This window comes from Rhodanobacter caeni, from assembly GCF_039523575.1.
GTDB classification, from domain to species: Bacteria; Pseudomonadota; Gammaproteobacteria; order Xanthomonadales; family Rhodanobacteraceae; genus Rhodanobacter; species Rhodanobacter caeni.
This window is the reverse complement of the sequence record NZ_BAAAFO010000004.1, coordinates 431,355-453,013: the sequence shown is the minus strand read 5'-3', so window position 1 is coordinate 453,013 and position 21,659 is coordinate 431,355. Positions and strand designations below refer to the sequence as shown.

The window sequence follows — 21,659 nt, the reverse complement described above, 5'->3', positions numbered from 1 at the left end:
CGCACAGCCGCAGCGCACGAGCGGACATTCCTGCCAAGGGGCGCTCGATGATTAAAGATCTTTTCGCCACCCATCCCATCAAGGCCATGCCCCATGTCGACGCGGGCGAACCGGTGGAGGGTGGCGCCGAAGGCGAGGTCACCCTCAAACGCGTCCTGACGGCACGGCACCTGGTAATGCTCGGGGTGGGCGCGGTCATCGGCGCGGGCATCTTCGCCATTACCGGTACGGCGGCGGCACAATTTGCCGGCCCCGCGCTGATCATCAGCTTCCTGATTGCCGCCGTGGCCTGCGGCCTGGCCGGCATGTGCTACGCGGAGTTCGCCGCGATGCTGCCGGTTTCGGGCAGTGCCTACTCCTATTCCTATGCCACCCTGGGCGAAGTGGTCGCCTGGTTCGTCGGCTGGGCGCTGGTGCTGGAATACCTGTTCGCGGCATCCACCGTGGCGGTGGCCTGGTCGGGTTACTTCGGCGAGCTGCTGCGCATGCTCAGCTCGATGAGCGGCCTGAACTTCACCTTGCCGGCGGCGCTTTCCTCGGCCCCGCTCACGTTTGCCGAAGGCGGCCACCAGCTGGTTTCCACCGGCGCGCTGGTCAACCTGCCGGCCATCCTGATCGTGGGCGCGATCAGCTGGCTCTGCTACATGGGCATCACGCAGTCGGCCGCGGTCAACGCGATCATCGTGGCGATCAAGGTGTCGGTGATCCTGCTGTTCCTGGTGGTGATGTTCAACTACATCAACACCGACCTGTGGCACCCGTTCATCCCTGCCAACGAGGGCGGCTCCAAGTTCGGCTGGAGCGGCATCTACCGCGGCGCCACGCTGGTGTTCTTCGCCTATATCGGTTTCGACGCGGTCTCGACCGCGGCGGGCGAGGCGAAGAACCCGCAGCGCGACATGCCGATCGGCATCCTCGGCTCGCTGGTGCTGTGCACCGTGCTGTACGTGGCGATGGCCGCGGTGATGACCGGCACCACGCCGTTCCGCATGCTCAACACGCCCGAACCGGTGGCCACCGCGATCAACTACGTGCTCGGCACCGTGGCCGCCGGCAGCGTCTCCAGCTACATTCTGGGCGCACTGAAGATCCTGGTGGTGTTCGCGGCGCTGGCGGGCCTGAGCTCGGTGATCCTGGTGATGCTGATGGGCCAGCCGCGCATCTTCTATTCAATGTCGCGCGATGGCCTGCTGCCTTCGGCGCTGGGCCGCCTGCACGCGAAGCACCGCACGCCGTACGTGGGCACGATCATGGTGGGCGTGATCGCCTGCGTCCTGGCTGGGCTGTTCCCGGTGGACGTGCTGGGCGACCTGGTGTCGATGGGCACCTTGCTGGCGTTCGCCACCGTCTGCATCGGCGTACTGGTGCTGCGCCGCACACGGCCGGAGCTGCCCCGCGCGTTTCGCGTGCCGTTGCCGTGGCTGGTCTGCCCGCTCGGCGCGGCCGCTTGCCTGTTCCTGTTCTGGCAGGCCTTCGAGGTGCGCTGGCCGTTGCTGGTGAGCTGGATCGTGATCGGCTTCCTGATCTACGGCTTCTACGGCTACCGCCACAGCAAGTTGCGCCAGGGCGTGCACTGAGCACGCAGCGGCCGGCACCTGCCGCCCGTCCACACACGACGTGTCGCGCACGCGGCGCAACGACTTCCCGCTCCCGACGACAAGTTGCCATGCTCAAACAGTTGCTCGCCCGCAAGACCGATTTCAGCGATGCCGACGACGCCAACGGCCCCACCCTGCGCCGCACGCTGGGGCCGCTGGGCTTGACGGCCCTGGGCATCGGCGCGGTGATCGGTGGCGGCATCTTCGTGATCACCGGCCAGGCCGCCGCCGACCACGCGGGGCCGGCGGTGATCCTGTCGTTCCTGCTGGCAGCCATCTGCAGCACGTTCACCGCGCTGTGCTACGCCGAGTTCGCCACCCTGATCCCGGTATCGGGCAGCGCCTATTCCTACGCCTACGCCACCCTGGGCGAGCTGGTGGCCTGGTTCATCGGCTGGAACCTGGTGCTTGAATACGGGGTTTCCGCCTCGGCGGTGGCGGTGAGCTGGACCGGCTATTTCCTTAGCCTGCTCGACCACATCGGCCGCACCTTCAGCATGGACCTGAGCCTGCCGGCGGCGTTGACCAACGCGCCGCTGGCCTTCACCGCCGACCACCAGCTGATCGCCACCGGTGCGCTGTTCAACCTGCCTGCGGTGGTGCTGGTGATGTTGCTGACCTGGCTGTGCTACGTCGGCATCCGCGAATCGAGCCTGGCCAACGCGGCCATGGTGGTCTTGAAGGTGGGCCTGATCGCGCTGGTGATCGTGGTGGGCTGGCGCTATGTCGATCCGTCCAACTGGCACCCCTTCATTCCCGAATCGCAAGGCCACTACAAATACGGCTGGGGCGGCGTCCTGCGTGGCGCGGCGATGGTGTTTTTCGCCTACATCGGTTTCGAGGCCACCTCGGTGGCGGCGCAGGAATCACGCAACCCGCAACGCGACCTGCCGATCGGCATCCTGGCGTCGCTGGCCATCTGCACGGTGCTGTACATCGCGATGGCAGCGGTGATGACCGGGCTCAGTTCCTACACGCTGCTGGGCACCAACGAGCCGGTGGTGACCGCGCTGCAGGGACACCCCGCACTGGGCTGGCTGCGCTGGCTGGTCGAGATTGGCGCCATGCTGGGGCTGGCGTCGGTGGTGCTGGTGATGGTGATCGCGCAGCCGCGCATCTTCATGATCATGGGTCGCGACGGGATGCTGCCCAAGGTGTTCACCCGCATCCATCCGCGCTACCGCACGCCGCACCTGAACACGCTGATCACCGGCGCCGGCATCGCGCTGCTGGCCGCCATCTTTCCGCTCGATGTGCTGGGCGACCTGGTCTCGATGGGCACGCTGATCGCGTTCATGGCGGTCTGCGCGGGGGTGTGGATCCTGCGCCACACGCGGCCGGAATTGCCGCGCACGTTCCGGGTGCCGTGGGCGCCGGTGATCTGCAGCCTGGGCATCCTCAGCTGCGCTGCCCTGCTCGCCACCATGGCCTGGTACAACTGGGGGCTGATGGTGTTGTGGACGGTGATCGGGCTGGCGATCTACTTTGGATACGGCCACCGTCATAGCCACCTGCATCAGCAGGAACTGGCTCGCAACAGCGCTTAAAAGACGCAAATTTCGCGCAATTATGCTGCCACTGTCGCCCCGGCGATGCCGGATGCCGGCGGCCACCATATGTTAACCAAGCTTCTCGAAATGTTTCGTATCTAACTGTTTTTGAACATATTCACAAAATAATTTTTCGGGAAATCCCGTCCACGATTGCCCCAACCGGCCCGGCCGGGAGTATCATCGGCAGTCCGCGGGTTGATCACTTGGCAGTGGGCCCCGGATCGCCGCCCGGCGCGTCAGGCAGGGTCAGCTCCTCAACCTGGCGTGTCCGGGCAGCACTTTCTTCAGCTTCACCCCCATCCCTCCCTCCGCTCGCGGTGGCGTCCTGGCCACAAGCGCATGCGAAAGAGGCCGGCTCCTGCGAGCCGGCCTCTTTCGTTGCAGGTGTTGTCGGGGATCAGGCCTTCTTCGGCGCGTGCGATACGCACCAGCCCTGCGCGTTGACCGACTTGCCCGGGAACAACTGGCAAGGTCCGCGACCGGTGGTGTTGGTGGCCGTGTAGAACTGGCAGTTGTGGCACACGTCGCCAGCCTTGTGCTTGGGGTTGGTGGACTTGCTGGCGTCCTCCACGTAATCGAGCGCCTTGGCGGTCGGATCGGCAGGACTCACCGGCGGCAGATCGGCGGCGCGTGCAAGGCGCGGCAAACCGCCGATGACCACGGCGGCCGCGGTGGTTCCCGCTGCGATCTTCAGGAAGTGGCGGCGCGATTCGATATCATTTTCTTTCGACATGGCAGAGTCTCCGTCGATATGACCGGCGCACCCTGCACCGGATCGCGGAAGTGTCACGCGGTTTACCTCAACGCTAACTGACTTGCGCGAATGGCTCGCATTACGCCCGAGGAGCCCAGGCGGCCCATGGTATGATGATGTTTCATTTGGACGGCCAAACGTAATGACCCAGCAGTTGCCCGCCACGGTGCCACAGAGCCTGTTCGACAGTCGTGCCGACGCCATCGCCGAGGCCGCGCGGCAGCTGGCGGCGCTCGGCTGGACGCCGGCAACCAGCAGCAATTTCTCGATGCGGGTGGATGGCGAACATGCCGCCATCACGATCTCCGGCCGCGACAAGGGCCAGCTCGGCCGCGACGACATCATGCTGATCGACTTGCACGGTCAAGCGGTGGGCACCACGGCCAGGCCCAGCGCCGAAACCGCGCTGCACACGCAGGTCTACCGGCGTTGGCCCGGAGTGACCGCCGTGCTGCATACGCACTCGCGCACCCAGAGCGTGGCATCGCGCCTCTACGCCGCACGCGGCAGCATCCGGCTGCAGGGCTGGGAATTGCAGAAGGCCGTCAGCGGCTACACCACCCACGACAGCGTGCTGGAAATCCCGGTGTTTCCGAACACCCAGCACATGCCGGAGCTGGTCGCCCGGGTGGACGGCTGGCTGGATGCGGGCAAGCCGCTGCACGCCTATCTTATCGATGGCCACGGCATCTACACCTGGGGCCGCGACATGGGCGAAGCCCGCCGCCATCTCGAAGCACTCGAGTTCCTGCTCGACTGCGACATGGATCTGAGGAGATTGTCATCATGAGCCACCTGCGCATTTTCGACGAGGCCCAACCGCAGTCGGCGCTGGCCGACTACCGCGACCATGCCGCCATCGCCCGCGAGCTGGGCAAGGTGGGCGTGCGCTTCGAGCGTTGGGAGGCCAACCAGCCGATCGCGCCCGGCGCCAGCCAGGACGAGGTGATCGCCGCCTACCGTGGCGACATCGATCGGCTGATGGCGGAAAAGGGCTACCAGAGCGTGGACGTGATCAGCCTCACGCCCGACCACCCCGATCGCGCCACGCTGCGCCAGAAGTTCCTCAGCGAACACACCCACAGCGAGGACGAGGTGCGCTTTTTCGTGGCCGGCGCGGGCCAGTTCACCCTGCACATCAACGACAAGGTTTACGACGTGCTGTGCGAAAAGGGCGACCTCATCGGCGTACCCGACGGCACCCCGCACTGGTTCGACATGAGCGAGTCGCCGTATTTCGTGGCGATCCGCCTGTTCACCAACAAGGAAGGCTGGGTGGCCCGGTTCACCGGCACCGACCTGGCCGACCGCTTCCCGCGCATGACGCCGCTGGCCCGGAATCCGTAGGCCCATGATCGAGATCCGCGCCGTCGTCACCGATATCGAGGGCACCACCAGCGCGATCACCTTCGTGCGCGACGTGTTGTTTCCCTACGCCCGCAAGCGCATGCCCGCCTTTGTCGAAACGCATGCCGACCAGCCCGAGGTGCAGCATTGGCTGCACGAGGCGGCAAAGGAGGCGGGCTTTATCGAGGCCAGCCGCCAGGAAGTGATCGAGCTGTTGCTGCGCTGGATCGACGAGGACCGCAAATCCACCGCGCTGAAGGCGCTGCAGGGCATGATCTGGAAAGCCGGCTACGAAGCCGGCGACTACGTGGCCCACATGTATCCCGAAGTGGCCGCCCGCCTGCGCCAATGGCGGGCCGATGGTCTGCGGCTGTACGTGTACTCGTCCGGTTCGGTGCCGGCACAGCAGCTGTTTTTCCGCCACAGCGAGGCCGGTGATCTGACGCCGCTTTTCGCCGGCTACTTCGACACCGAAACCGGCCCCAAGCGCGAGCCGGAATCCTACCGGCGCATTGCGGCGGCCATCGGCGAACAGCCGCAACACATACTGTTCTTGTCCGATATCGTCGAGGAACTGGACGCCGCTAGGGAGGCGGGTTTCCAGACCGGCTGGCTGCTGCGCCCACCGCTGGAAATGCCTGCGCAGCCGCGCCACCCGGCGTTTGTCGATTTCGACGCGATCACGCTCTGACCACCGACCGAAGGCCGACCATGCGCGCGCTGCTGATCGCCCTGCTCGCCTTCGTCGCGGGCATCGGCTTGACTGTCCTGTGGCAACCCGCCTCGCCCGGCGCGAAGCCGGCGCCCACCGCGGCGACTCCTGCTGCCACGTCGACCGCGTCCGCCGCCGTGGCGCCGGCGCCGGTCGACGCGATGGCCGACGATCGCTGGCCCGCAGGCGGCCCGTCACCGGAACAACTCATCTATGCGCAGCCGCAGTTGGTACGCAACGCGCTGGCGCAGTTGACCCCGCGTGTCGACGGCCGGCCCAATCTTTATCTGGTGGCCTTTGCCGGCGACGCCGGCGAGGACGTCTTTCGCAACGAGGTCGAATACGCCACCCGGCTCTTTCCCGCACGCTTCGGTGCGGCCACGCATACGCTGGTGCTGGAAAACAACCCCGCGTCCCTCGGCACGCGTCCGCTGGCCAGCTGGAGCAATCTGGAGGCAACGCTCGATGGCCTCGCCCGCATCATGCATCCGGACGAAGACATCCTGATGCTTTACCTCACCAGCCACGGCAGCGAGGACCACTACCTGCTGGTCGACATGGATCCTTTGCCGCTGGACCAGATCGGCGCGAATGACCTGGCCGATATCCTGCGCGAGCACGCTTTCCGCTGGAAAGTGGTGGTGGTGAACGCCTGCTATTCGGGCGGCTTCGTGTCGCCGCTGCAGGGCGACGGCACCCTGGTGATCACGGCCGCCCGCAGCGACCGCAGCTCGTTCGGCTGCGGCAGCGATTCGGACATCACCTATTTCGGCAAGGCCTGGCTGGTCGACGCGCTGAACCGCACCGACAACTTCATCGACGCCTTCCAGCGCGCCAGCAGGACCATCGCCGGCTGGGAGCATCAGGACAAGCTCACGCCATCGGAGCCGCAGATCGATGTGGGCAGGGGCATCGCCGCGCAGCTGGCACGGTGGCGCGGTGGCTCCGAGCCTGCGGCGACCGTTCCGTTTGCGCCGGCAACCGGGCCGACGGCCCCGGCGAACATGGCGCAATAGCGGTTCAGGCGCTTGCCGCGCGGCGGACGCTTCACCTGCCGCCACGCCCGCGCGTGCTAGCGTCAGGTGCTCATTACCTCGGAGTGCGCACATGACGACGCCGCTTGCGATATCAACGACGGTGTTTCGCGCCGTGCTGGTTTCGCTGCCGCTGTGCACGATCGCGGGGTGCGCCTCGCGCGCACCGGTTGTCAGCCCGTCGCCAGCCGCGGCGGGCGACGCCTGCCAGGCAGCGCAACTGGACTTCAGCGTCGACCCTGGCGACGGCCGGTTCAACGGCATGTCCCACGCCGGCGCCATGCTGACCGTGCGCAACACGGGAACCGCCGCCTGCACGCTCCCCGCGTGGCCAACGCCATCGTTGACCGACGCCGGCAAGCATCCACTGAACATCGTCGCCCCGGCATCCAGCGCGTCTGCGCCCTCAGCGATCCGGCTGGCGCCCGGCAGCGCCGTGGAAAGCGAGATGCGCTGGGTGTCCGGCAACGTTTACGAGGACGGGCATTGTGAATCCCCTGCCTTCATCGCGCTGGCCATCGGCGCCGAAACGGTTTCGAGCCCCTTCACCGGCCAGCTGTGCGGCGCCGGTGGCAAGCCTTCCACCTATACGCTTACGCCGTTCCGCCCCGCCGCAGCCGCGGCGGCGCTTTCCTATACCTGCGACGACGGCCGCCAGGTGCAGGCCAGCTACCCCGACGACACGACCGCCTTGGTCGCTCTCGATGGAGACACCCACCGCCTGCATATCGCGGTTTCGGCCGATGGCGCGCGCTACATCGGCGAACATTGGCAATGGTGGACAAAAGGCATGCACGACGCGTGGCTCGCACCGCTACGCGATGGCGAGACCTATCCATCGGCCAGTGGCGTGGCCTGCCATGCGCCCTGACCCGGCTGGCCGGCAATGACGGCGGTTACGCCATACCGAGGATGCCGTGTTGGTACAGCATCGTCAGCGCGTACAGCATTTCGTCGCGACCGGGACCGCCGGGCTCCTGTGGCCACGACAAGGCGTCCGGGATGGTAAAGCTCCCCACCAGGGACGACAGCCGCTGGAATACGGGCCCCATGGCCACAGGAAACTTGAGCACACCGGTCTCGCACGGCACGACGATGTCATCCTGCACCTGCACAAAGCGCAGTGACGCGGCCACGCTGAATCGCTGATCCGGCGTCATCCCGGGAACCGGCAACAGCGGTGCCGCCTTCCAACCCGTGAACGGCTCCTGCTGCAGCGATTTCAACCACGGCTCGGCGGCCACCTGGCTGATCTCGTCCAGGCATTCGCTGATGTACGCCGATACCGCGGCCGGCATGCTCCCGCGAGCTTTCTCCAGGGTGGCCGGCGGGCCACCGCGCCACTTTTCGCTGGAGACCGCGAGACGCTGCAGCAACGGGGCCACATCGAAAAAAAGATTGCGCGGCGAAAAATAGACATTCAGCGCCAGCGAATAGCCTATGCCGCGTGCGGAATGCCAGGCTCCGGCGGGCAGACAGAGCATGTCGCCGGGATGAAGCTCCACCTCGCCAAACTCCATATGCTCGGGCAGCGTACCGACATCCGCGCTGATGCCCGGTTGATACACGGCATTCTCCAGCGGCCATGGCTTTGCCGACTTCATGGAGAATCGCCAGCGCTTGCTGCCGGCGATCTGGATGCTGGTGGCAACCCGCTTGTCGTAATGCGTGGGCAGACCCGAGCCGTCTGGCGAGACGTAGCAGTTGGCGCCCACGAGGCCGTTGAAATTGAGCTGCGCACGGACGGCTTGCGCCCACTGGCAAAGCACCGGATCGGCCAGGTGGATATCGGTGATGCAGATGGTCGCGCCGGCGTTGAGCAAGTCGGCGACCTGGTTATGGTCCGCGTCGATCATGCCCTTCGAACTTCCAGCCTCTTCGCCGCGCGTAAAGGCCGCTTTTATGTTGTAGCTGGTACCGGCCAGCGTCTTTCCGCGCGCGAGCGCCTGGCGCAATCGCGCCCAACCGAAAATATGGTCGAACTTTCCGGGATGCCCCTTGACGCTCACCGACGTGCGGGAGAAATACGAATCCACGAACTGCGCGGCGTCGAGCGGACTGACCAGCTCCTGCAATTCACGGCCGCTCAATGGCACGGGCGATGGCGGCTCGGCGGACGCGCCAGGATCGAGCAGGGCATGAAAATCTATCGGGTCCATGGATGGTCTTTTCTCGAATGGGCCACGGGCCGAAAACGTCCCGCTGCGGCCACCCTAGTATTGCAAAAAGGCCCGCCGCGCCCCACCGGAGGCTGCGTTCGTCATCGCCATTGGGCGTTGCGCGAATGCTCGACGTACCGACCATGTCCGGCATTGACGCCAGTCAAATCGGAACACGCTTGCCGCGCCATATCGCCGCACCCGGGGCGGGACCTGATCAGGATCAAGACGCTGGCCATCCGGCCCGACGAAGATCGGCTCAGCCAACCGGGATTTCCCGAGCGAGACCACGATGGAATTCCACATCGCCATTGCCGACACACGCCCGCCACTCGAAGCCATCGAAGACGCCATGTTCGACGTCGACTCGAACGCGCTCGTCGATCTCGACCCCAGCGGATCGACCCTGCGCATCTCGTCGTTCGTGACCATCGAGGACCTGATCGACGTCATGCAGCGAACGGGCTGGACCGTTGCGCCGGAGCAGGTGGTCCAGTTGCCTACGATCTGCTGTGGCGGCTGCAGCGGCTGAGCGGCCCGATTACCCGCGGCGCGATCACGATGCGCGATGCCGCCCCGCCAGCACCTTGGCCACGTCCGCAAACGACAACCCCCGCGCACGCAGCGCCACGGTGAGATGGAACACCAGGTCCGCCGCCTCGCCCAGCAGCTCCTCATCGCCCTGCGCCACCGCGGCCAGCGCGGTTTCGACGCCTTCCTCGCCGACCTTCTGCGCGATGCGGCGGATGCCGCCGTCGAACAGTTTCGTGGTGTAGCTGCCCTCGGGGCGATCGGCATGGCGCTGCGCGACCAACGCGTCGAGCTCGGCCAGGAAACCCAGCGGCGGGCGCACATCGGCGCCATTGCCAAAGCAGCTTGAGGTGCCTTCGTGGCAGGTGGGGCCGTGCGGCTCGGCCTGGATCAGCAAGGTGTCGGCGTCGCAATCGATGCGGATCGATTTCAGGTCGAGCACGTGACCGGACACTTCGCCCTTGGTCCACAGCCGCTGCTTGCTGCGGCTGTAGAAGGTGACGTGGCCGCTGCGCCGGGTTTCGTCCAGCGCCTCGGCATTCATGTAGCCTAGCATCAGCACTTCGCCGCTCAACCAATGCTGCACGATCGCCGGCAACAGGCCCTCGCCCTTGGACCAATCGAGACGGCTGGTATCGGTGGTATCGCTCATCGCGGTGATTCCTCGTGCTGCAGGCGTACCGGGACGCCCTGCTCGTGCAGATAGTGTTTCAGTGCGGGGATCGCGATCGCACCGGAGTGGAACACGCTGGCGGCCAGCGCGCCGTCCACGTCGGCTTCGACGAAGGCGTCGCGGAAATGTTCGGGTTCGCCAGCACCGCCGGAGGCGATCAGCGGCACCTTGCAGATCGCGCGCGCGGCCTGCAGTTGCTCCAGGTCGTAGCCGCGGCGCACGCCGTCGCTGCCCATGCAGTTGAGCACGATCTCGCCGGCACCGCGCTGTTGCGCCTCGATCATCCAGTCCAGCGTGCGGCGCGGCAACACCTGGGTCTTGCTGGGGTCGCCGGTGTACTGGCGCACACGCCATTCGCCGTCGGCGTCGCGCAGCGAATCGATACCGACTACCACGCATTGCACGCCGAACGCGGCGGCCAGTTCGTCGATCAGGCCAGGCCGTTCCAGTGCGGGCGAGTTCACCGAGATCTTGTCGGCGCCTGCGTGCAGCACGGCGCGCGCATCCTCGACCGAGCGGATGCCGCCGGCCACGCAGAACGGGATGTCGATCGCTCGCGCCACCTTCTCGACCCAGCCGCGATCCACGCTGCGCCCCTCGGGGCTGGCAGTGATGTCGTAGAACACCAGTTCGTCGGCGCCTTCGTCGCGGTAGCGCAGCGCCAGCTCCACGATTTCGCCCATCACCACGTGATCGCGAAAACGTACGCCCTTGACCACCTTGCCGTCGCGCACATCCAGGCAGGGAATCAGCCGGCGGCTCAACATGCCAGTGCTTCCGCCAGGGTGAAGCGGCCTTCCAGCAGGGCGCGGCCAAGGATCACGCCTTGCGCGCCGGCGTCGCGGGCGGCGCGGATATCGTCCAGCGAGCGCACGCCACCGGAAGCCTGCAACGCCAGTTGAGGCACGCTCTCGCTGAGGTGCCGGTAGAGGTCGAGATTGAAACCGGCCAGCATGCCGTCGCGATCGATATCGGTGCACAGCAGGTGCCGCGCACCGCGCTCGGCGTACCAAGGCGCCAGTTCGTCCAGCGTGCGGGTTTCCACTTCGGTCCAACCGGCGCTGGGCAAGGCCCAGCGGTCGCCGATGCGGCGCGTATCCAGTGCGATCACCAAGCGTTCGGCGCCGTGGTTGTCCAGCCAGCGCGCCACCTGGTCGGGATCGCGGATAGCCACGCTGCCCAGTACCACGCGCTGCACGCCAGCATCGAACAGGCGGTGCAGATCCTCCTCGGCACGCACGCCGCCGCCGGCCTGGATACGCATGCCGCTGGCGGCGATCGAACGGATCACCGCCAGGTTGTCGAGGTTGCCCGAGCGGGCGCCATCGAGGTCCACCAGGTGCAGCCAGTCGGCGCCTGCCTCGGCGTAGCTCCAGGCCAGCTCGCGCGGGTCGGCAGCGTAAGTGGTCTGCTGCGCGTAGTCGCCCTGCTTCAACCGCACCACCTGGCCGCCGCGTAGATCGATCGCGGGAATCACCGCAAAACTCGTCATGAGGATGCCGTCATAGCTTGAGGAAATTGCCGAGTAGCCGTGCCCCCACCGCGGCGGAACGCTCGGGATGGAATTGCATGCCGTGGAAATTGTCGCGCGCGATCACCGCGGAAAACGCGCCGCCGTAGTCGGCCATGGCCAGCGTGTAATCGCCCACCGGCACGGCATAGCTGTGCACGAAATACGCCTGATCGTCGCTGCCAAGGCCGTCCACCAGCGGATGCGACCGCGTGGTTTCCAGCCGGTTCCAGCCCATGTGCGGCACGCGCAAGCCAGGCGCTTCGACAAAGCGCAACACCGGCGCGGGAATCAGGCCCAGGCATTCGGTATCGCCTTCGGCCGAGTGCTCGCAAAGCAATTGCATGCCCAGGCATACGCCCAGCACGGGCTGGGTCAGCGAGCGCAGCACATCCACCAATTGCAGCTCGCGCAATCGCGCCATACCGGGACCGGCTGCGCCGACGCCTGGGAGGATCACCTTGTCGGCCGCACGAATCGCCGCCGCATCCGCCGTCAAGGCGGCATCCACCCCCAACCGCTGCAGCGCGTAGCGCACCGAGCCGATATTGGTGCCGCCCGCATCGACCAGCACGACGCTCATTACAGCGTGCCCTTGGTGCTGGGGAGCTCGTTGCCCTCGCGCCGGATCGCCTGGCGCAGGGTGCGTGCCACCGCCTTGAAGCAGCCTTCGATCATGTGATGCGCGTTTTCGCCCTGCACGGTGAGGCGCAGGTTCGCACCCATCGTTTCGCACAGCGAGCGGAAGAAATGCGGCACCAGCTCGGTCGCCATGTCGCCCACGCGCTCGCGCGGAAAACTGCCATCGAACACGAAATACGACCGCCCGGAAAGATCCAGCGCGGCGCTGACCAGCGACTCGTCCATCGGCAGCGTGAAGCCGTAGCGGCCGATGCCGCGCTTGTCGCCCAGCGCCTGTTTCATGGCCTGCCCCAGCGCCAGCGCGGAATCCTCGATAGTGTGGTGGTCGTCGATGTGGATGTCGCCGTCGCAGGTGAGCTCCAGTGCAAAACCGCCGTGCTTGCCGATCTGCTCCAGCATGTGGTCGAAGAAGCCCAGGCCGGTGTGTACCTTCGGCTCGGCCACCTTGTCCAGGTTCACGCTGACGGTGATGCGGGTTTCCTTGGTGTTGCGCGTGACGGTGGCGGTGCGCGGCGCATCCAGCAGTTGGTGCGCCAACTCGGTCCAGCTCACGCCCTGCGGCCCCACGCGGAAGCCGCGCACGCCCAGGTTGGCGGCGAACTGCAGGTCGGTTTCGCGATCGCCGACCATCGCCGACGCGGCGCGGCTCCAACTGTCGTCGGCAAGGTAATGCCGCATCAGGCCGATGCCCGGCTTGCGCGTGTCCAGGCCTTCGTGCGGAAAGCTGCGATCGATCAACACCTCATGGAAGCACACGCCCTGCGAGGCGAATATCCGCAGCAGCAGGTCGTGCGGGCCGGTGAAATGCGCCTCCGGGAAACTGTCGGTGCCCAGGCCATCCTGGTTGGTCACCATCACCAGTTCGTAGCCCGCGCCGACGAAGCGCTGCAGCGCGGCGATCACGCCGGGCAGCAAGGCGAGCTTCTCGTAGCTGTCGATCTGCTCGTCGGCGGGCTCCTCGATCAGGCAACCGTCGCGATCGACGAAAAGCAACTTGCGGCTCATGCCGCACCTCCCTGGAGAATGGCCAGCACGCGGGCATTTTCGTCCGGCGTGCCGATGGTGATGCGCAACGCATCGGCAAGGTTGGGATAGCGACGCACATCGCGCACCACGATGCCGGCAGCCAGCAGGCGCTGGTAGACCGCGCCGGCATCATCGAAGCGCACGGCCAGGAAATTCGCCTGCGACGGCAGCACGTCGCGCACCCCGGCGACCTGCGCCAGCGCCGCGCGCATCACGGTGCGCTGCTCGCCGATGGTGGCGATGTGCGCGGCGGTCACGGCGGGTGTGGACAACGCAGCCAGCGCCGCCGCCACGCAAGGCAACGGCAAGGGATACGGCGGCATGATCCGGCGCAGCAAGGCGATCACGTCGGCATGTGCCAGCAAGGTACCCACGCGCGCGCCGGCCAGCGCCCAGGCCTTGGACAAGGTGCGCAGGATGGCGAGGTTGTCGTACTGGCCGATCAGGTCGGCCACGCTGCCCGCTTCCGCGAACTCCACGTAGGCCTCGTCAACCACCAGCACGGCACGCCCGGCCAGCGCCTGCACCAGCCGTTCCACGGCGACACGCGGCACGGTCTGGCCGGTCGGGTTGTTCGGCGAGCAGATGAAAACCAGCTTCACCGCGGGCGTCACCGCCGCCAGCACAGCGTCCACGTCCAGCGCGAAATCCGCAGCCAGCGCCACCTCGATCACGGCGGCGTTCTGGATGCGCGCGCACACCGCATACATGCCGAACGTGGGCGGCTGGATCGCGATGGCGTCCTCGCCGGCGCGGCAGAACGCGCGCACCAGCAGGTCGATGGCCTCGTCGCTGCCGCGGCCCACCAACAACTGCTCGCGCTGCACGCCATAGAGCGCGGCCAGGGCCTCGATCAGCGCCGCCGGTTGCGGATCGGGATAACGGTTGCAGCCAAGCTCATCACCCTGCGGCGTCCACGGCGATTCGTTGGCGTTGAGAAAAACCTTTCCGCCGCTGGCTTCCATGCGTGCCGACGAATACGGCTGCATCGCGCGGATCTCCGGTCGCGCCAGGTCGAGCACGCTCATGTCGATGCTTCCGTCGTTGCGCGCGCGTCCAGCGCCTCCAGCCGCAAGGTCACGGCGCGCCGGTGGGCTTCGAGTTGTTCGGCCGCCGCCAGCGTGGCCGCGCACGGGCCGATCGCACGCAGGCCGGCGGCACTGACGTCCTGCACGGTGATCTGTTTCTGGAAGCTCGACACCGACACGCCACTGTAGCTGCGCGCATGGCCGTAGGTGGGCAGCACATGGTTGCTGCCGCTGCAGTAATCGCCCAGCGATTCGGGCGCCCATTCGCCCAGGAAAATCGCGCCGGCCGATTCGATGCCGTCCAGCAGCGCGTGCGGATCGCTCACCTGCACGATGAGGTGCTCGGGTGCGTAGCGGTTGCTCACTTCCACCGCCTGCGCCAGCGAATCGACCGCGATGAGGCGGCTCTGCGCCAACGACTTCTCCGCGATCTGGCTGCGCGGCAGCAGCGCGCGCTGGCGCTCCACCTCGGCGGCAACCCTGGCGATCAGCTCGGTCGAGGGGCTGAGCAGGATCACCTGCGAGTCGGGGCCGTGCTCGGCTTGCGACAGCAAATCAGCAGCCACGAACACGGGGTTGGCCTGCGCATCAGCAATCACCAGCACTTCGGAAGGACCGGCCGGCATGTCGATCGACGCGCCACCGGCATCCACCGATACCTGCAGCTTGGCTTCGGTGACCCAGGCATTGCCCGGCCCGAACAGCTTGTCGCAACGCGGCACCGAAGCCGTGCCGTAGGCCATCGCCGCGATCGCCTGCGCGCCGCCGATCTTGAACACTCGGTGCACGCCCGTAACGCGCGCGGCGTACAACACCGCCGCATCGCAGTTGCCGTCGGCACGCGCGGGCGAACACAGCACCACGCTGCGGCAACCGGCCACCCGCGCCGGCACGCCCAGCATCAAGGCGGTGGATGGCAGTGGCGCGGTACCGGCGGGCACGTACAGACCCACCCGATTGATCGGCCGTACGATGCGTTCCAGTCGCACGCCGGGCGCGGTTTCCACGGCGACGGGTTTTGACGCAGTGGCGCGGTGGTAATGCTCGATGCGCGCGGCCGCCTCGTCGATCGCCGCTTTCAGCGCGGGATCGAGCGCGGCCTCGGCGGCGGCGAACTCGGCTTCGCTCACTTCCAGCGCGTCCAGCGCGCAGCCGTCGTAGGCGGCGCTGAATTCACGCAAGGCATCGTCGCCGCGTTCGCGTACGGCGGCAACGATACGTGCCACGCCGCCGCTCAGATCGTCGGTGCGCGATTGCGTGGGGCGCGCCAGCGCATCACGCCGTGCGGGTTCGTCCAGTCGGTTCCAGTCCAGCTGTTTCATCGTTTGTTGCCTGGTTCAGAGTTCGGGAAAGAAGCCGCTTGCCGCGACTTCCTTCCATCGCGCGCGCGGGAAGTCAGGAATGCATGACCTCCCGCGTCACGCCAGGATTTTTCACGCCAGCATTTTTTCCACCGGCAACACGAACATCTCGCGCGCACCGGCCTTCTTGATTTCCTCCAACTGGCGCCAGCTGACTTCGCCGGCGCACAGCGCCTGCAGCATCAACTGGTCGGGCTGGCCGGCCACCGGCAGCAAGGTCGGTTGCGGGCCGCCCGGCAGCAGGCGGGTGACGGCCTCCACCGTATGGCGCGAGGTCTGCAGCAGCAGCAGACGTGATTCGCGCACCTGGATCACGCCGTCCAAGCGTTTCAACAACAGCTCCAGCATGTCGCCGCGCTCGTCGGCCGGCGGCGTGCCGGCGGCCGCCAGCACGGCCTCGCTTTCCAGCAACACTTCCGTCTCGCGCAACTGGTTGGCCACCAGCGTGCCGCCGCTCTGCACCAGGTCGCAGATCGCATCGGCGGTACCCAGGCGCGGTGCGATCTCCACCGAGCCGGCCAGCGTCATCACGCCGGCATCCACGCCTTTCTCACGCAACCACGCCGCCAGCAATCCGGGATACGAGGTGGCGATGCGCGTGCCTTCGAGATGTTGCGGGCCCTTGTATTCGAACTCCTGCGGCACCGCGATGGACAAGCGGCAGCGGCCAAAACCCAAGGGGCGCAATTCCGCCAGCGGCGGGCTTTCCTCACCGGCGGTGAGCTGGAATTCGTTCAGCACGTTGCGCCCGACGATGCCCAGGTCGCACACGCCCTGGGCGATCAGCGACGGGATGTCGTCGTCGCGCACCAGCAGCAGGTCGACCGGCTCGCCTTCGCCGAAACAGAACAACTTGTCGCGGCTCTGGCGGAAGCTCAGGCCACAACGCTGCAGCAGCTCCAGCGCGGGCTCGGTGAGCCGGCCGGATTTCTGCATCGCGATCCGCAATCGGTCACGCTCCTTCATGCACCTGTCCTTTTCTGGGCCAGCGCTCGACGCCGCGCCGCGCGGGCGGCGGCGGCCACGTAGCCGCCACTGCCCTGGTTGAGGTAACGCGCCACCCGCCCGATCGTGGTGATGCTGACGGCGGTGCGCTCGTGGATTTCGCGATAGGACACGCCTTCGAGCAGGTGTGGCACCACGCGCCAGCGATCGACCAGCACTTCCAGCTCCGACGGCGTGCACAGGTCACGCAGGAAAGCGGCCATCTCTTCCACGTTCTTCAGCGACAGCAAGGCTTCGCACAGGCTGAGTTCGGCGGACTCGATGGGTGTCTCGGGATCCCGCGATCGACGCTTCATAATGTACTAACGCGTTAATACGTTGGGGCGGCATCATACGCAGTGTGCCGCAGTGCGGCAAGCGTTGAAAACGCGCACACGCGTGCCGGGCGGCTCCGCCGGGCGCGGCCCACAACGGAAAAGCCCCACCGGAGTGGGGCTTTTCGTCAGGTGCGGATCAGGCCGACTTTTTCTTCGGCGCTGCCTTCCTGGCTGCCGCCGGCTTGGTCACCGTCGGCTTCGCGCCCACCACTGCCGGCTGTGCGGCATGCGCGCGGCTGTTGCCGTAGCTGCCGCGGTTGGTCTTGCCGCGGCGTGTCTTGCGATCACCCTTGCCCATGGGAACTCCTTGATTCGTATCGTATGAAGGCCTGGATCATAGCAGTGAGGCGGCGCCAGCCATAGCCGGTGAGACCGCTGCAGGTTCTAGTGCGGTACATGTTCGGCACAGCCGCCGCGGCGGTCGAGGCAACCGCCGGTGTCGATCTGCACGGTGACGTGCTGCACGCCGAAGCGCTCGCGCAGCACGTCGTTGATCGCCCGCATCGCCTGCGCGCTGTCGGCATCCTCGCGCAGCTCGGCGTGGACGGTGGCCATCCGCGAACCCGACGCCAATTGCCACAGATGCAGGTGATGGACGTCGCAAATCGCGTCGTCCGCCTTGCGCAGGGCGGCCTCGACGGCGGCAGTATCCAGCCCTTCGGGCACGCCCTCGAGCAGGATGTGCGATGAACGGCGCAGCAGCCGCCAGGCACTGCCGAGCAGCAACACCGCCACGATCAGCGACAACGCGGGATCGGCCCACAACCAGCCAAACGCGCGGATGGCCAGCGCCGCGCCCACCGCCGCCAGCGACCCCAGCAGGTCGCCCAGCACATGCAGGCTGGCGCCGGCCATGTTCACGTCGTCATGCGCGTGGCCATGCAACGTACGCAGGACCAGCGCGTTGACCAGCAAGCCGGCGATCGCCACGCCCAGCATCAGTCCGGACAGGATCGGCGCGGGATGCCGCAGGCGGACGACGGCCTCGTAGACGATCCAGCCGACCAGCACGAACTGGCTCAATGCATTGACGAAACCCACCAGCACTTCGATCCGGCCATAGCCGTAGCTGCGCCGCGCATCGGCGGGACGCACCGCCATCCGGGCGCCGAGGACGGCCAGCAGCAAGGCCAGCGAATCCACCGCCATGTGGCCGGCGTCGGCCAGCAAGGCCAGCGAGCCCGACCACCAGCCGCCGACGACTTCCACCAGCGTCATCGCCACGGTCAGGCCCAGCGCCCACGTCAGTTTTCCGCGGCGGGTACCGGCCGCGCCGTGCGCATGCGGGTGGTCGTGATCGTGGCCGTGATGATGGGAATGGGCGCTGCTCATGGGCGCATGCTAGAAAGCGGGCCGGCCGTTACACAATCACCCTCGCCGCCCGCGCTCAGTGCGCACATTGCGGCCCGTGGACGTGGCCATCGAGCTGGTGGTCACGGCGGAGATTGATGAAATGCGCCGCCGCCAGCAGCAAGCCGCCGCAGGTCACCAGCGCGCTGTGCAGTGCGATGGAATAGCTCTCGGCATACGTCACGCCGAGCAGCAGCAGGCCCAGGCCCGGCGTGGCCAGCAACAACGGCGGCGCCCACCGGTGCCGGCGAAAACCCCGGACCAGCACCAGCAGGGCAAGCACGCAGGCAAACATGACGAAACCACGCTCGAAGCGATGGTCCGCCAGGAATTCCATGCCGATGAACGGCAACGCCGCCAGCATGAAGGGCAGCAGCGCGCAGTGGATCGCACACAGGAACGATGCCACCGCACCGACGCGGTCGGCCATGCGCCACCAGCGGGTTTTGCTCGCTTGTTCGGAAATCATCGACTTGCCGGGCGCCGCCGGAATGGCCGCTCCTGCCCGTGGCGTAATGTTACTTTATAACATTAGCGGGCGCTACTGGCGTCGAGGTGAGGCGAAAGGCATCGCGACTGAAGTCGCCCTCACGGCAGGTTAGCTGGCGTCAGGTCTTGAGACAGCGCTTGCAGACGCCGTGCACTTCCAGCGTCTGCGCCTGAGGGCGAAAGCCGAACGCACTGGCCTGGGCTTCGATGAGGCTTGCCACGCGCTCGTCGCAGACTTCCTGCGCGCTGGAACAGACATCGCAGATCAGGAACGGCACCTGGTGGGCTTCGTCGGGGTGATGGCAGGAAACGAAGGCATTGATCGATTCCAGCTTGTGGATGAAGCCGTTCTCGAGCAGGAAATCCAGCGCCCGGTACACCGTCGGCGGCGCTGCGTTGCCATGCTTCTCGCGCAGCAACGCCAGCAGATCGTAGGCCTTGATCGGCTTATGCTCGCTGGCGATCAGCTCGAGCACCTCCTTGCGCAGCGGCGTCAGGCGCAGGCCGCGCGCCAGGCTGGCCGCCTCGACCGCATGCACGAAACCCTTCGCATCATGATGATGCGGATGGGTGTGCAGGATGTCGGCGCCTTCGTGTGCCACGTTGATTCACCTCGTTGTCGATCATAGCCCGCCGACGTTCTTCAGCGCGGCAGCGGTGGCGGCAAGGCTGGCGGTTTGCGGCGGTACCTGGACAGGATCACCAGCCAGCCGATCGGCCCCAGCACCGCCGCCCACACCACGCCTTCGGCCGTGCGTCCCCGCCAGCGGCCCAGCAACGCGCCGATGGCGACGAAGAGCAGGTTCCACCAGAACATGGCTGCCCACGGCACCAAATGCAACAGGTTGGCGAAGATCTGCCAGAACGCTCCCGGGGCGTCGGGGTCGACACCTTGCAGCGCCCTGGCGAGCAGGTCATTCATGGGAGGCTTTGCCTATAGCCGGAAGAGCGCCCCCATCCGCCTTCGCACCTTCCCCCGCCTTGCGGGGGAAGGAAACACGGGAGCTTGCGGAGAATCTGCTGTTCCTTCCCCCGCTTGCGGGGGAAGGTGCCGAAGGCGGATGGGGGGACGCGTTCCCTCGAACTCCCACCCACACCACGACTCACCCCCGCGCCCGCGCCAGCGCGTCATCGATCCGCTTGAGCGACTCGGCGCGGCCGGCGAGGTAGATGGTGTGTTCGATCGATGGCGACACCTGGGTGCCTGTCATCGCCACGCGCAGCGGTTGCGCGATCTTGCCCATGCCCAGGTCGAGTTTCGCGGCCACCTGCGCGATCACCTCGTGGATCGGCTCGGGCTGCCATGTGCATTCGGCCAGGAGCGTCTTGGCCGCCTCCAGCACGGCCGGTGCCGACGCGTTCTTCAGATGCTTGGCGACGGCCTTTTCGTCCCACTCGACAATCGGCGCGTACCAGATCTTTGCGCGCTCGGCCATTTCCTTCAGCGTGTGCACGCGGTCGCGCAAGGCCACGATCACGTCGGCCGGCGCCGGGCCCTGGCTGAAGTCGATGCCCGCACGCGCCAGGTGCCATTCGAACTCGGCCGCCAGCGTCCGCGGCTCGTCGGTCTTGAGGTAATGCTGGTTGAGCCAGGCCAGCTTCTCGGTGTCGAAGCGCGAGGCGGCCTTGTTGACGTCGCTGATATCGAACAGCGCGATCATCTCCTCGCGCGAGAAGATCTCCTGGTCGCCGTGCGACCAGCCCAGCCGCACCAGGTAGTTGAGGATCGCGTGCGGCAGGAAACCGTCCGCGCGGTACTCCATCACGCTCACCGCGCTGGTGCGCTTGGAGAGTTTCTTGCCCTCCTTGTCCAGGATCATCGGCAGGTGCGCAAATTCCGGCACCTTCGCGCCCAAGGCCTTGTAGATGTTGATCTGGCGCGGGGTGTTGTTGACGTGGTCGTCGCCGCGGATCACCTCGGTGATGCCCATGTCGATGTCGTCGACCACCACGGCGAAGTTGTAGGTGGGCCAGCCGTCGGAGCGGAAGATCACCAGATCGTCCAGCTCGCTGTTGGCCCACTCGACGCGGCCCTTGACCTTGTCCTCGAACACCACCGAACCCTCGGTGGGGTTCCTGAAGCGAATCACCCGGTTCGGATCATCGCGCAGCGGTTCGTTGCGGTCGCGGTAATAACCGTTGTAGCGCGGCTTCTCGCCCGCCTTCATCGCGGCCTCGCGCATCGCCTCGATCTCGGCCTTGGTTTCGTAGGCGTAATAGGCCTTGCCCGCGGCGACCAGTTCATCGGCCACCTGCTTGTAGCGATCGAGTCGCCGGGTCTGGTAGTACGGGCCGTCGTCGGCATCGAGCCCCAGCCAGTGCATGGCATCGAGGATGGCCTGCACCGCGGCGTCGGTGGACCGTTCGCGGTCGGTGTCCTCGATGCGCAACACGAATTCGCCGCCGCGGCGACGCGCTTCCAGCCAGCAATACAGCGCGGTGCGCGCGCCGCCGATATGCAGGAAACCGGTGGGGCTGGGGGCGAAACGGGTGCGTACAGTCATCGGTGGCGTCGGCGGCATGGGAATGAAGCCGCCGATTTTAGCCGATCCGTCACCGATAACCGACGC

The 21,659-nt window shown here is 66.6% G+C and carries 25 protein-coding genes; 8 read left to right on the top strand and 17 right to left on the bottom strand.

From position 1 onward, the window contains the following. Window positions 1-47 precede the first annotated feature (47 nt). Together ABD017_RS14815 and ABD017_RS14810 are read left to right on the top strand one after the other, a co-directional pair. The gene (locus tag ABD017_RS14815) at window positions 48-1,577 is read left to right on the top strand and encodes an amino acid permease (RefSeq protein WP_343883552.1); all 1,530 of its coding nucleotides are present in this window, start codon (window positions 48-50) and stop codon (window positions 1,575-1,577) included. 89 nt (window positions 1,578-1,666) lie between these two features. Next, the gene (locus tag ABD017_RS14810; RefSeq protein WP_343883551.1) at window positions 1,667-3,145 is read left to right on the top strand and encodes an amino acid permease; all 1,479 of its coding nucleotides are present in this window, start codon (window positions 1,667-1,669) and stop codon (window positions 3,143-3,145) included. 403 nt (window positions 3,146-3,548) lie between these two features. On the opposite strand, the gene ABD017_RS14805 is transcribed toward ABD017_RS14810, so the two are convergent. Continuing rightward, complete coding sequence (locus tag ABD017_RS14805) at window positions 3,549-3,884, bottom strand: high-potential iron-sulfur protein (protein ID WP_343883550.1); 336 nt, start codon at window positions 3,882-3,884, stop codon at window positions 3,549-3,551. Between the two features lie 163 nt (window positions 3,885-4,047). On the opposite strand from ABD017_RS14805, the gene ABD017_RS14800 reads away from it, so the two are divergent. The 5 genes from ABD017_RS14800 to ABD017_RS14780 all read left to right on the top strand — a co-directional run bounded on the left by ABD017_RS14800 (window position 4,048) and on the right by ABD017_RS14780 (window position 7,869). Continuing rightward, window positions 4,048-4,695, top strand: a complete 648-nt coding sequence (locus tag ABD017_RS14800) for a methylthioribulose 1-phosphate dehydratase (RefSeq protein ID WP_343883549.1) — start codon at window positions 4,048-4,050, stop codon at window positions 4,693-4,695. Beyond that, the gene (locus tag ABD017_RS14795) at window positions 4,692-5,252 is read left to right on the top strand and encodes a 1,2-dihydroxy-3-keto-5-methylthiopentene dioxygenase (RefSeq protein ID WP_343883548.1); all 561 of its coding nucleotides are present in this window, start codon (window positions 4,692-4,694) and stop codon (window positions 5,250-5,252) included. Before ABD017_RS14800 ends, ABD017_RS14795 begins: the two co-directional genes overlap by 4 nt. Before the next feature lie 4 nt (window positions 5,253-5,256). Next, window positions 5,257-5,943, top strand: a complete 687-nt coding sequence (gene mtnC, locus ABD017_RS14790; RefSeq protein ID WP_343883547.1) for an acireductone synthase — start codon at window positions 5,257-5,259, stop codon at window positions 5,941-5,943. 20 nt (window positions 5,944-5,963) lie between these two features. Continuing rightward, on the top strand, window positions 5,964-6,980 hold the full coding sequence (locus ABD017_RS14785; protein WP_343883546.1) for a C13 family peptidase: 1,017 nt from the start codon (window positions 5,964-5,966) through the stop codon (window positions 6,978-6,980). Between the two features lie 91 nt (window positions 6,981-7,071). Beyond that, on the top strand, window positions 7,072-7,869 hold the full coding sequence (locus tag ABD017_RS14780; protein WP_343883545.1) for a DUF4232 domain-containing protein: 798 nt from the start codon (window positions 7,072-7,074) through the stop codon (window positions 7,867-7,869). A gap of 25 nt (window positions 7,870-7,894) precedes the next feature. Here ABD017_RS14780 and ABD017_RS14775 read toward each other — a convergent pair whose 3' ends face one another. Continuing rightward, window positions 7,895-9,157, bottom strand: a complete 1,263-nt coding sequence (locus ABD017_RS14775) for a JmjC domain-containing protein (RefSeq protein ID WP_343883543.1) — start codon at window positions 9,155-9,157, stop codon at window positions 7,895-7,897. Window positions 9,158-9,449: 292 nt separating this feature from the next. Here ABD017_RS14775 and ABD017_RS14770 point away from each other — a divergent pair, with 292 nt between their 5' ends. After that, complete coding sequence (locus tag ABD017_RS14770; RefSeq protein ID WP_343883541.1) at window positions 9,450-9,689, top strand: hypothetical protein; 240 nt, start codon at window positions 9,450-9,452, stop codon at window positions 9,687-9,689. Window positions 9,690-9,713: 24 nt separating this feature from the next. Here the strand turns inward: ABD017_RS14770 and hisIE are convergent, their stop codons facing one another. The 15 genes from hisIE to gltX form a co-directional block, all read right to left on the bottom strand. Then, window positions 9,714-10,340 carry a bifunctional phosphoribosyl-AMP cyclohydrolase/phosphoribosyl-ATP diphosphatase HisIE gene (gene hisIE / locus ABD017_RS14765; protein ID WP_343883540.1) on the bottom strand — a complete coding sequence of 209 codons (627 nt, stop codon included), beginning with the start codon at window positions 10,338-10,340 and terminating at the stop codon, window positions 9,714-9,716. After that, complete coding sequence (gene hisF, locus ABD017_RS14760) at window positions 10,337-11,128, bottom strand: imidazole glycerol phosphate synthase subunit HisF (RefSeq protein WP_343883539.1); 792 nt, start codon at window positions 11,126-11,128, stop codon at window positions 10,337-10,339. Before hisF ends, hisIE begins: the two co-directional genes overlap by 4 nt. Further along, window positions 11,122-11,853 (bottom strand): 1-(5-phosphoribosyl)-5-[(5-phosphoribosylamino)methylideneamino]imidazole-4-carboxamide isomerase, encoded by a 732-nt coding sequence (gene hisA / locus ABD017_RS14755; protein WP_343883538.1) that lies wholly within the window; start codon window positions 11,851-11,853, stop codon window positions 11,122-11,124. Before hisA ends, hisF begins: the two co-directional genes overlap by 7 nt. A gap of 10 nt (window positions 11,854-11,863) precedes the next feature. After that, window positions 11,864-12,454 (bottom strand): imidazole glycerol phosphate synthase subunit HisH, encoded by a 591-nt coding sequence (hisH, locus tag ABD017_RS14750; protein WP_343883536.1) that lies wholly within the window; start codon window positions 12,452-12,454, stop codon window positions 11,864-11,866. Further along, entirely contained in the window at window positions 12,454-13,518 is a 1,065-nt protein-coding gene (gene hisB, locus ABD017_RS14745) for a bifunctional histidinol-phosphatase/imidazoleglycerol-phosphate dehydratase HisB (RefSeq protein WP_343883535.1), read from the bottom strand. The genes hisH and hisB overlap by 1 nt, the downstream gene beginning before the upstream one ends. After that, window positions 13,515-14,567 carry a histidinol-phosphate transaminase gene (hisC, locus tag ABD017_RS14740; RefSeq protein ID WP_343883534.1) on the bottom strand — a complete coding sequence of 351 codons (1,053 nt, stop codon included), beginning with the start codon at window positions 14,565-14,567 and terminating at the stop codon, window positions 13,515-13,517. Before hisC ends, hisB begins: the two co-directional genes overlap by 4 nt. Then, entirely contained in the window at window positions 14,564-15,889 is a 1,326-nt protein-coding gene (hisD, locus tag ABD017_RS14735) for a histidinol dehydrogenase (protein WP_343883533.1), read from the bottom strand. The genes hisC and hisD overlap by 4 nt, the downstream gene beginning before the upstream one ends. A 111-nt stretch (window positions 15,890-16,000) precedes the next feature. Beyond that, entirely contained in the window at window positions 16,001-16,894 is an 894-nt protein-coding gene (gene hisG / locus ABD017_RS14730; protein WP_343883531.1) for an ATP phosphoribosyltransferase, read from the bottom strand. Then, window positions 16,891-17,229 (bottom strand): YerC/YecD family TrpR-related protein, encoded by a 339-nt coding sequence (locus ABD017_RS14725; RefSeq protein ID WP_343883530.1) that lies wholly within the window; start codon window positions 17,227-17,229, stop codon window positions 16,891-16,893. Before ABD017_RS14725 ends, hisG begins: the two co-directional genes overlap by 4 nt. Before the next feature lie 157 nt (window positions 17,230-17,386). Then, complete coding sequence (locus tag ABD017_RS14720; RefSeq protein WP_343883529.1) at window positions 17,387-17,548, bottom strand: 30S ribosomal protein THX; 162 nt, start codon at window positions 17,546-17,548, stop codon at window positions 17,387-17,389. A gap of 86 nt (window positions 17,549-17,634) precedes the next feature. Then, a complete protein-coding gene (locus ABD017_RS14715) occupies window positions 17,635-18,582 on the bottom strand; it encodes a cation diffusion facilitator family transporter (RefSeq protein ID WP_343883528.1) in 948 nt (315 codons plus the stop codon). A 55-nt stretch (window positions 18,583-18,637) separates the two neighbouring features. Further along, window positions 18,638-19,069 (bottom strand): MerC domain-containing protein, encoded by a 432-nt coding sequence (locus ABD017_RS14710; RefSeq protein ID WP_343883527.1) that lies wholly within the window; start codon window positions 19,067-19,069, stop codon window positions 18,638-18,640. A gap of 139 nt (window positions 19,070-19,208) precedes the next feature. Beyond that, a complete protein-coding gene (locus tag ABD017_RS14705; RefSeq protein ID WP_343883526.1) occupies window positions 19,209-19,691 on the bottom strand; it encodes a transcriptional repressor in 483 nt (160 codons plus the stop codon). A 41-nt stretch (window positions 19,692-19,732) separates the two neighbouring features. After that, window positions 19,733-20,011 (bottom strand): hypothetical protein, encoded by a 279-nt coding sequence (locus ABD017_RS14700; protein WP_343883525.1) that lies wholly within the window; start codon window positions 20,009-20,011, stop codon window positions 19,733-19,735. A gap of 181 nt (window positions 20,012-20,192) precedes the next feature. After that, complete coding sequence (gene gltX / locus ABD017_RS14695; RefSeq protein WP_343883524.1) at window positions 20,193-21,593, bottom strand: glutamate--tRNA ligase; 1,401 nt, start codon at window positions 21,591-21,593, stop codon at window positions 20,193-20,195. Window positions 21,594-21,659 lie beyond the last annotated feature (66 nt).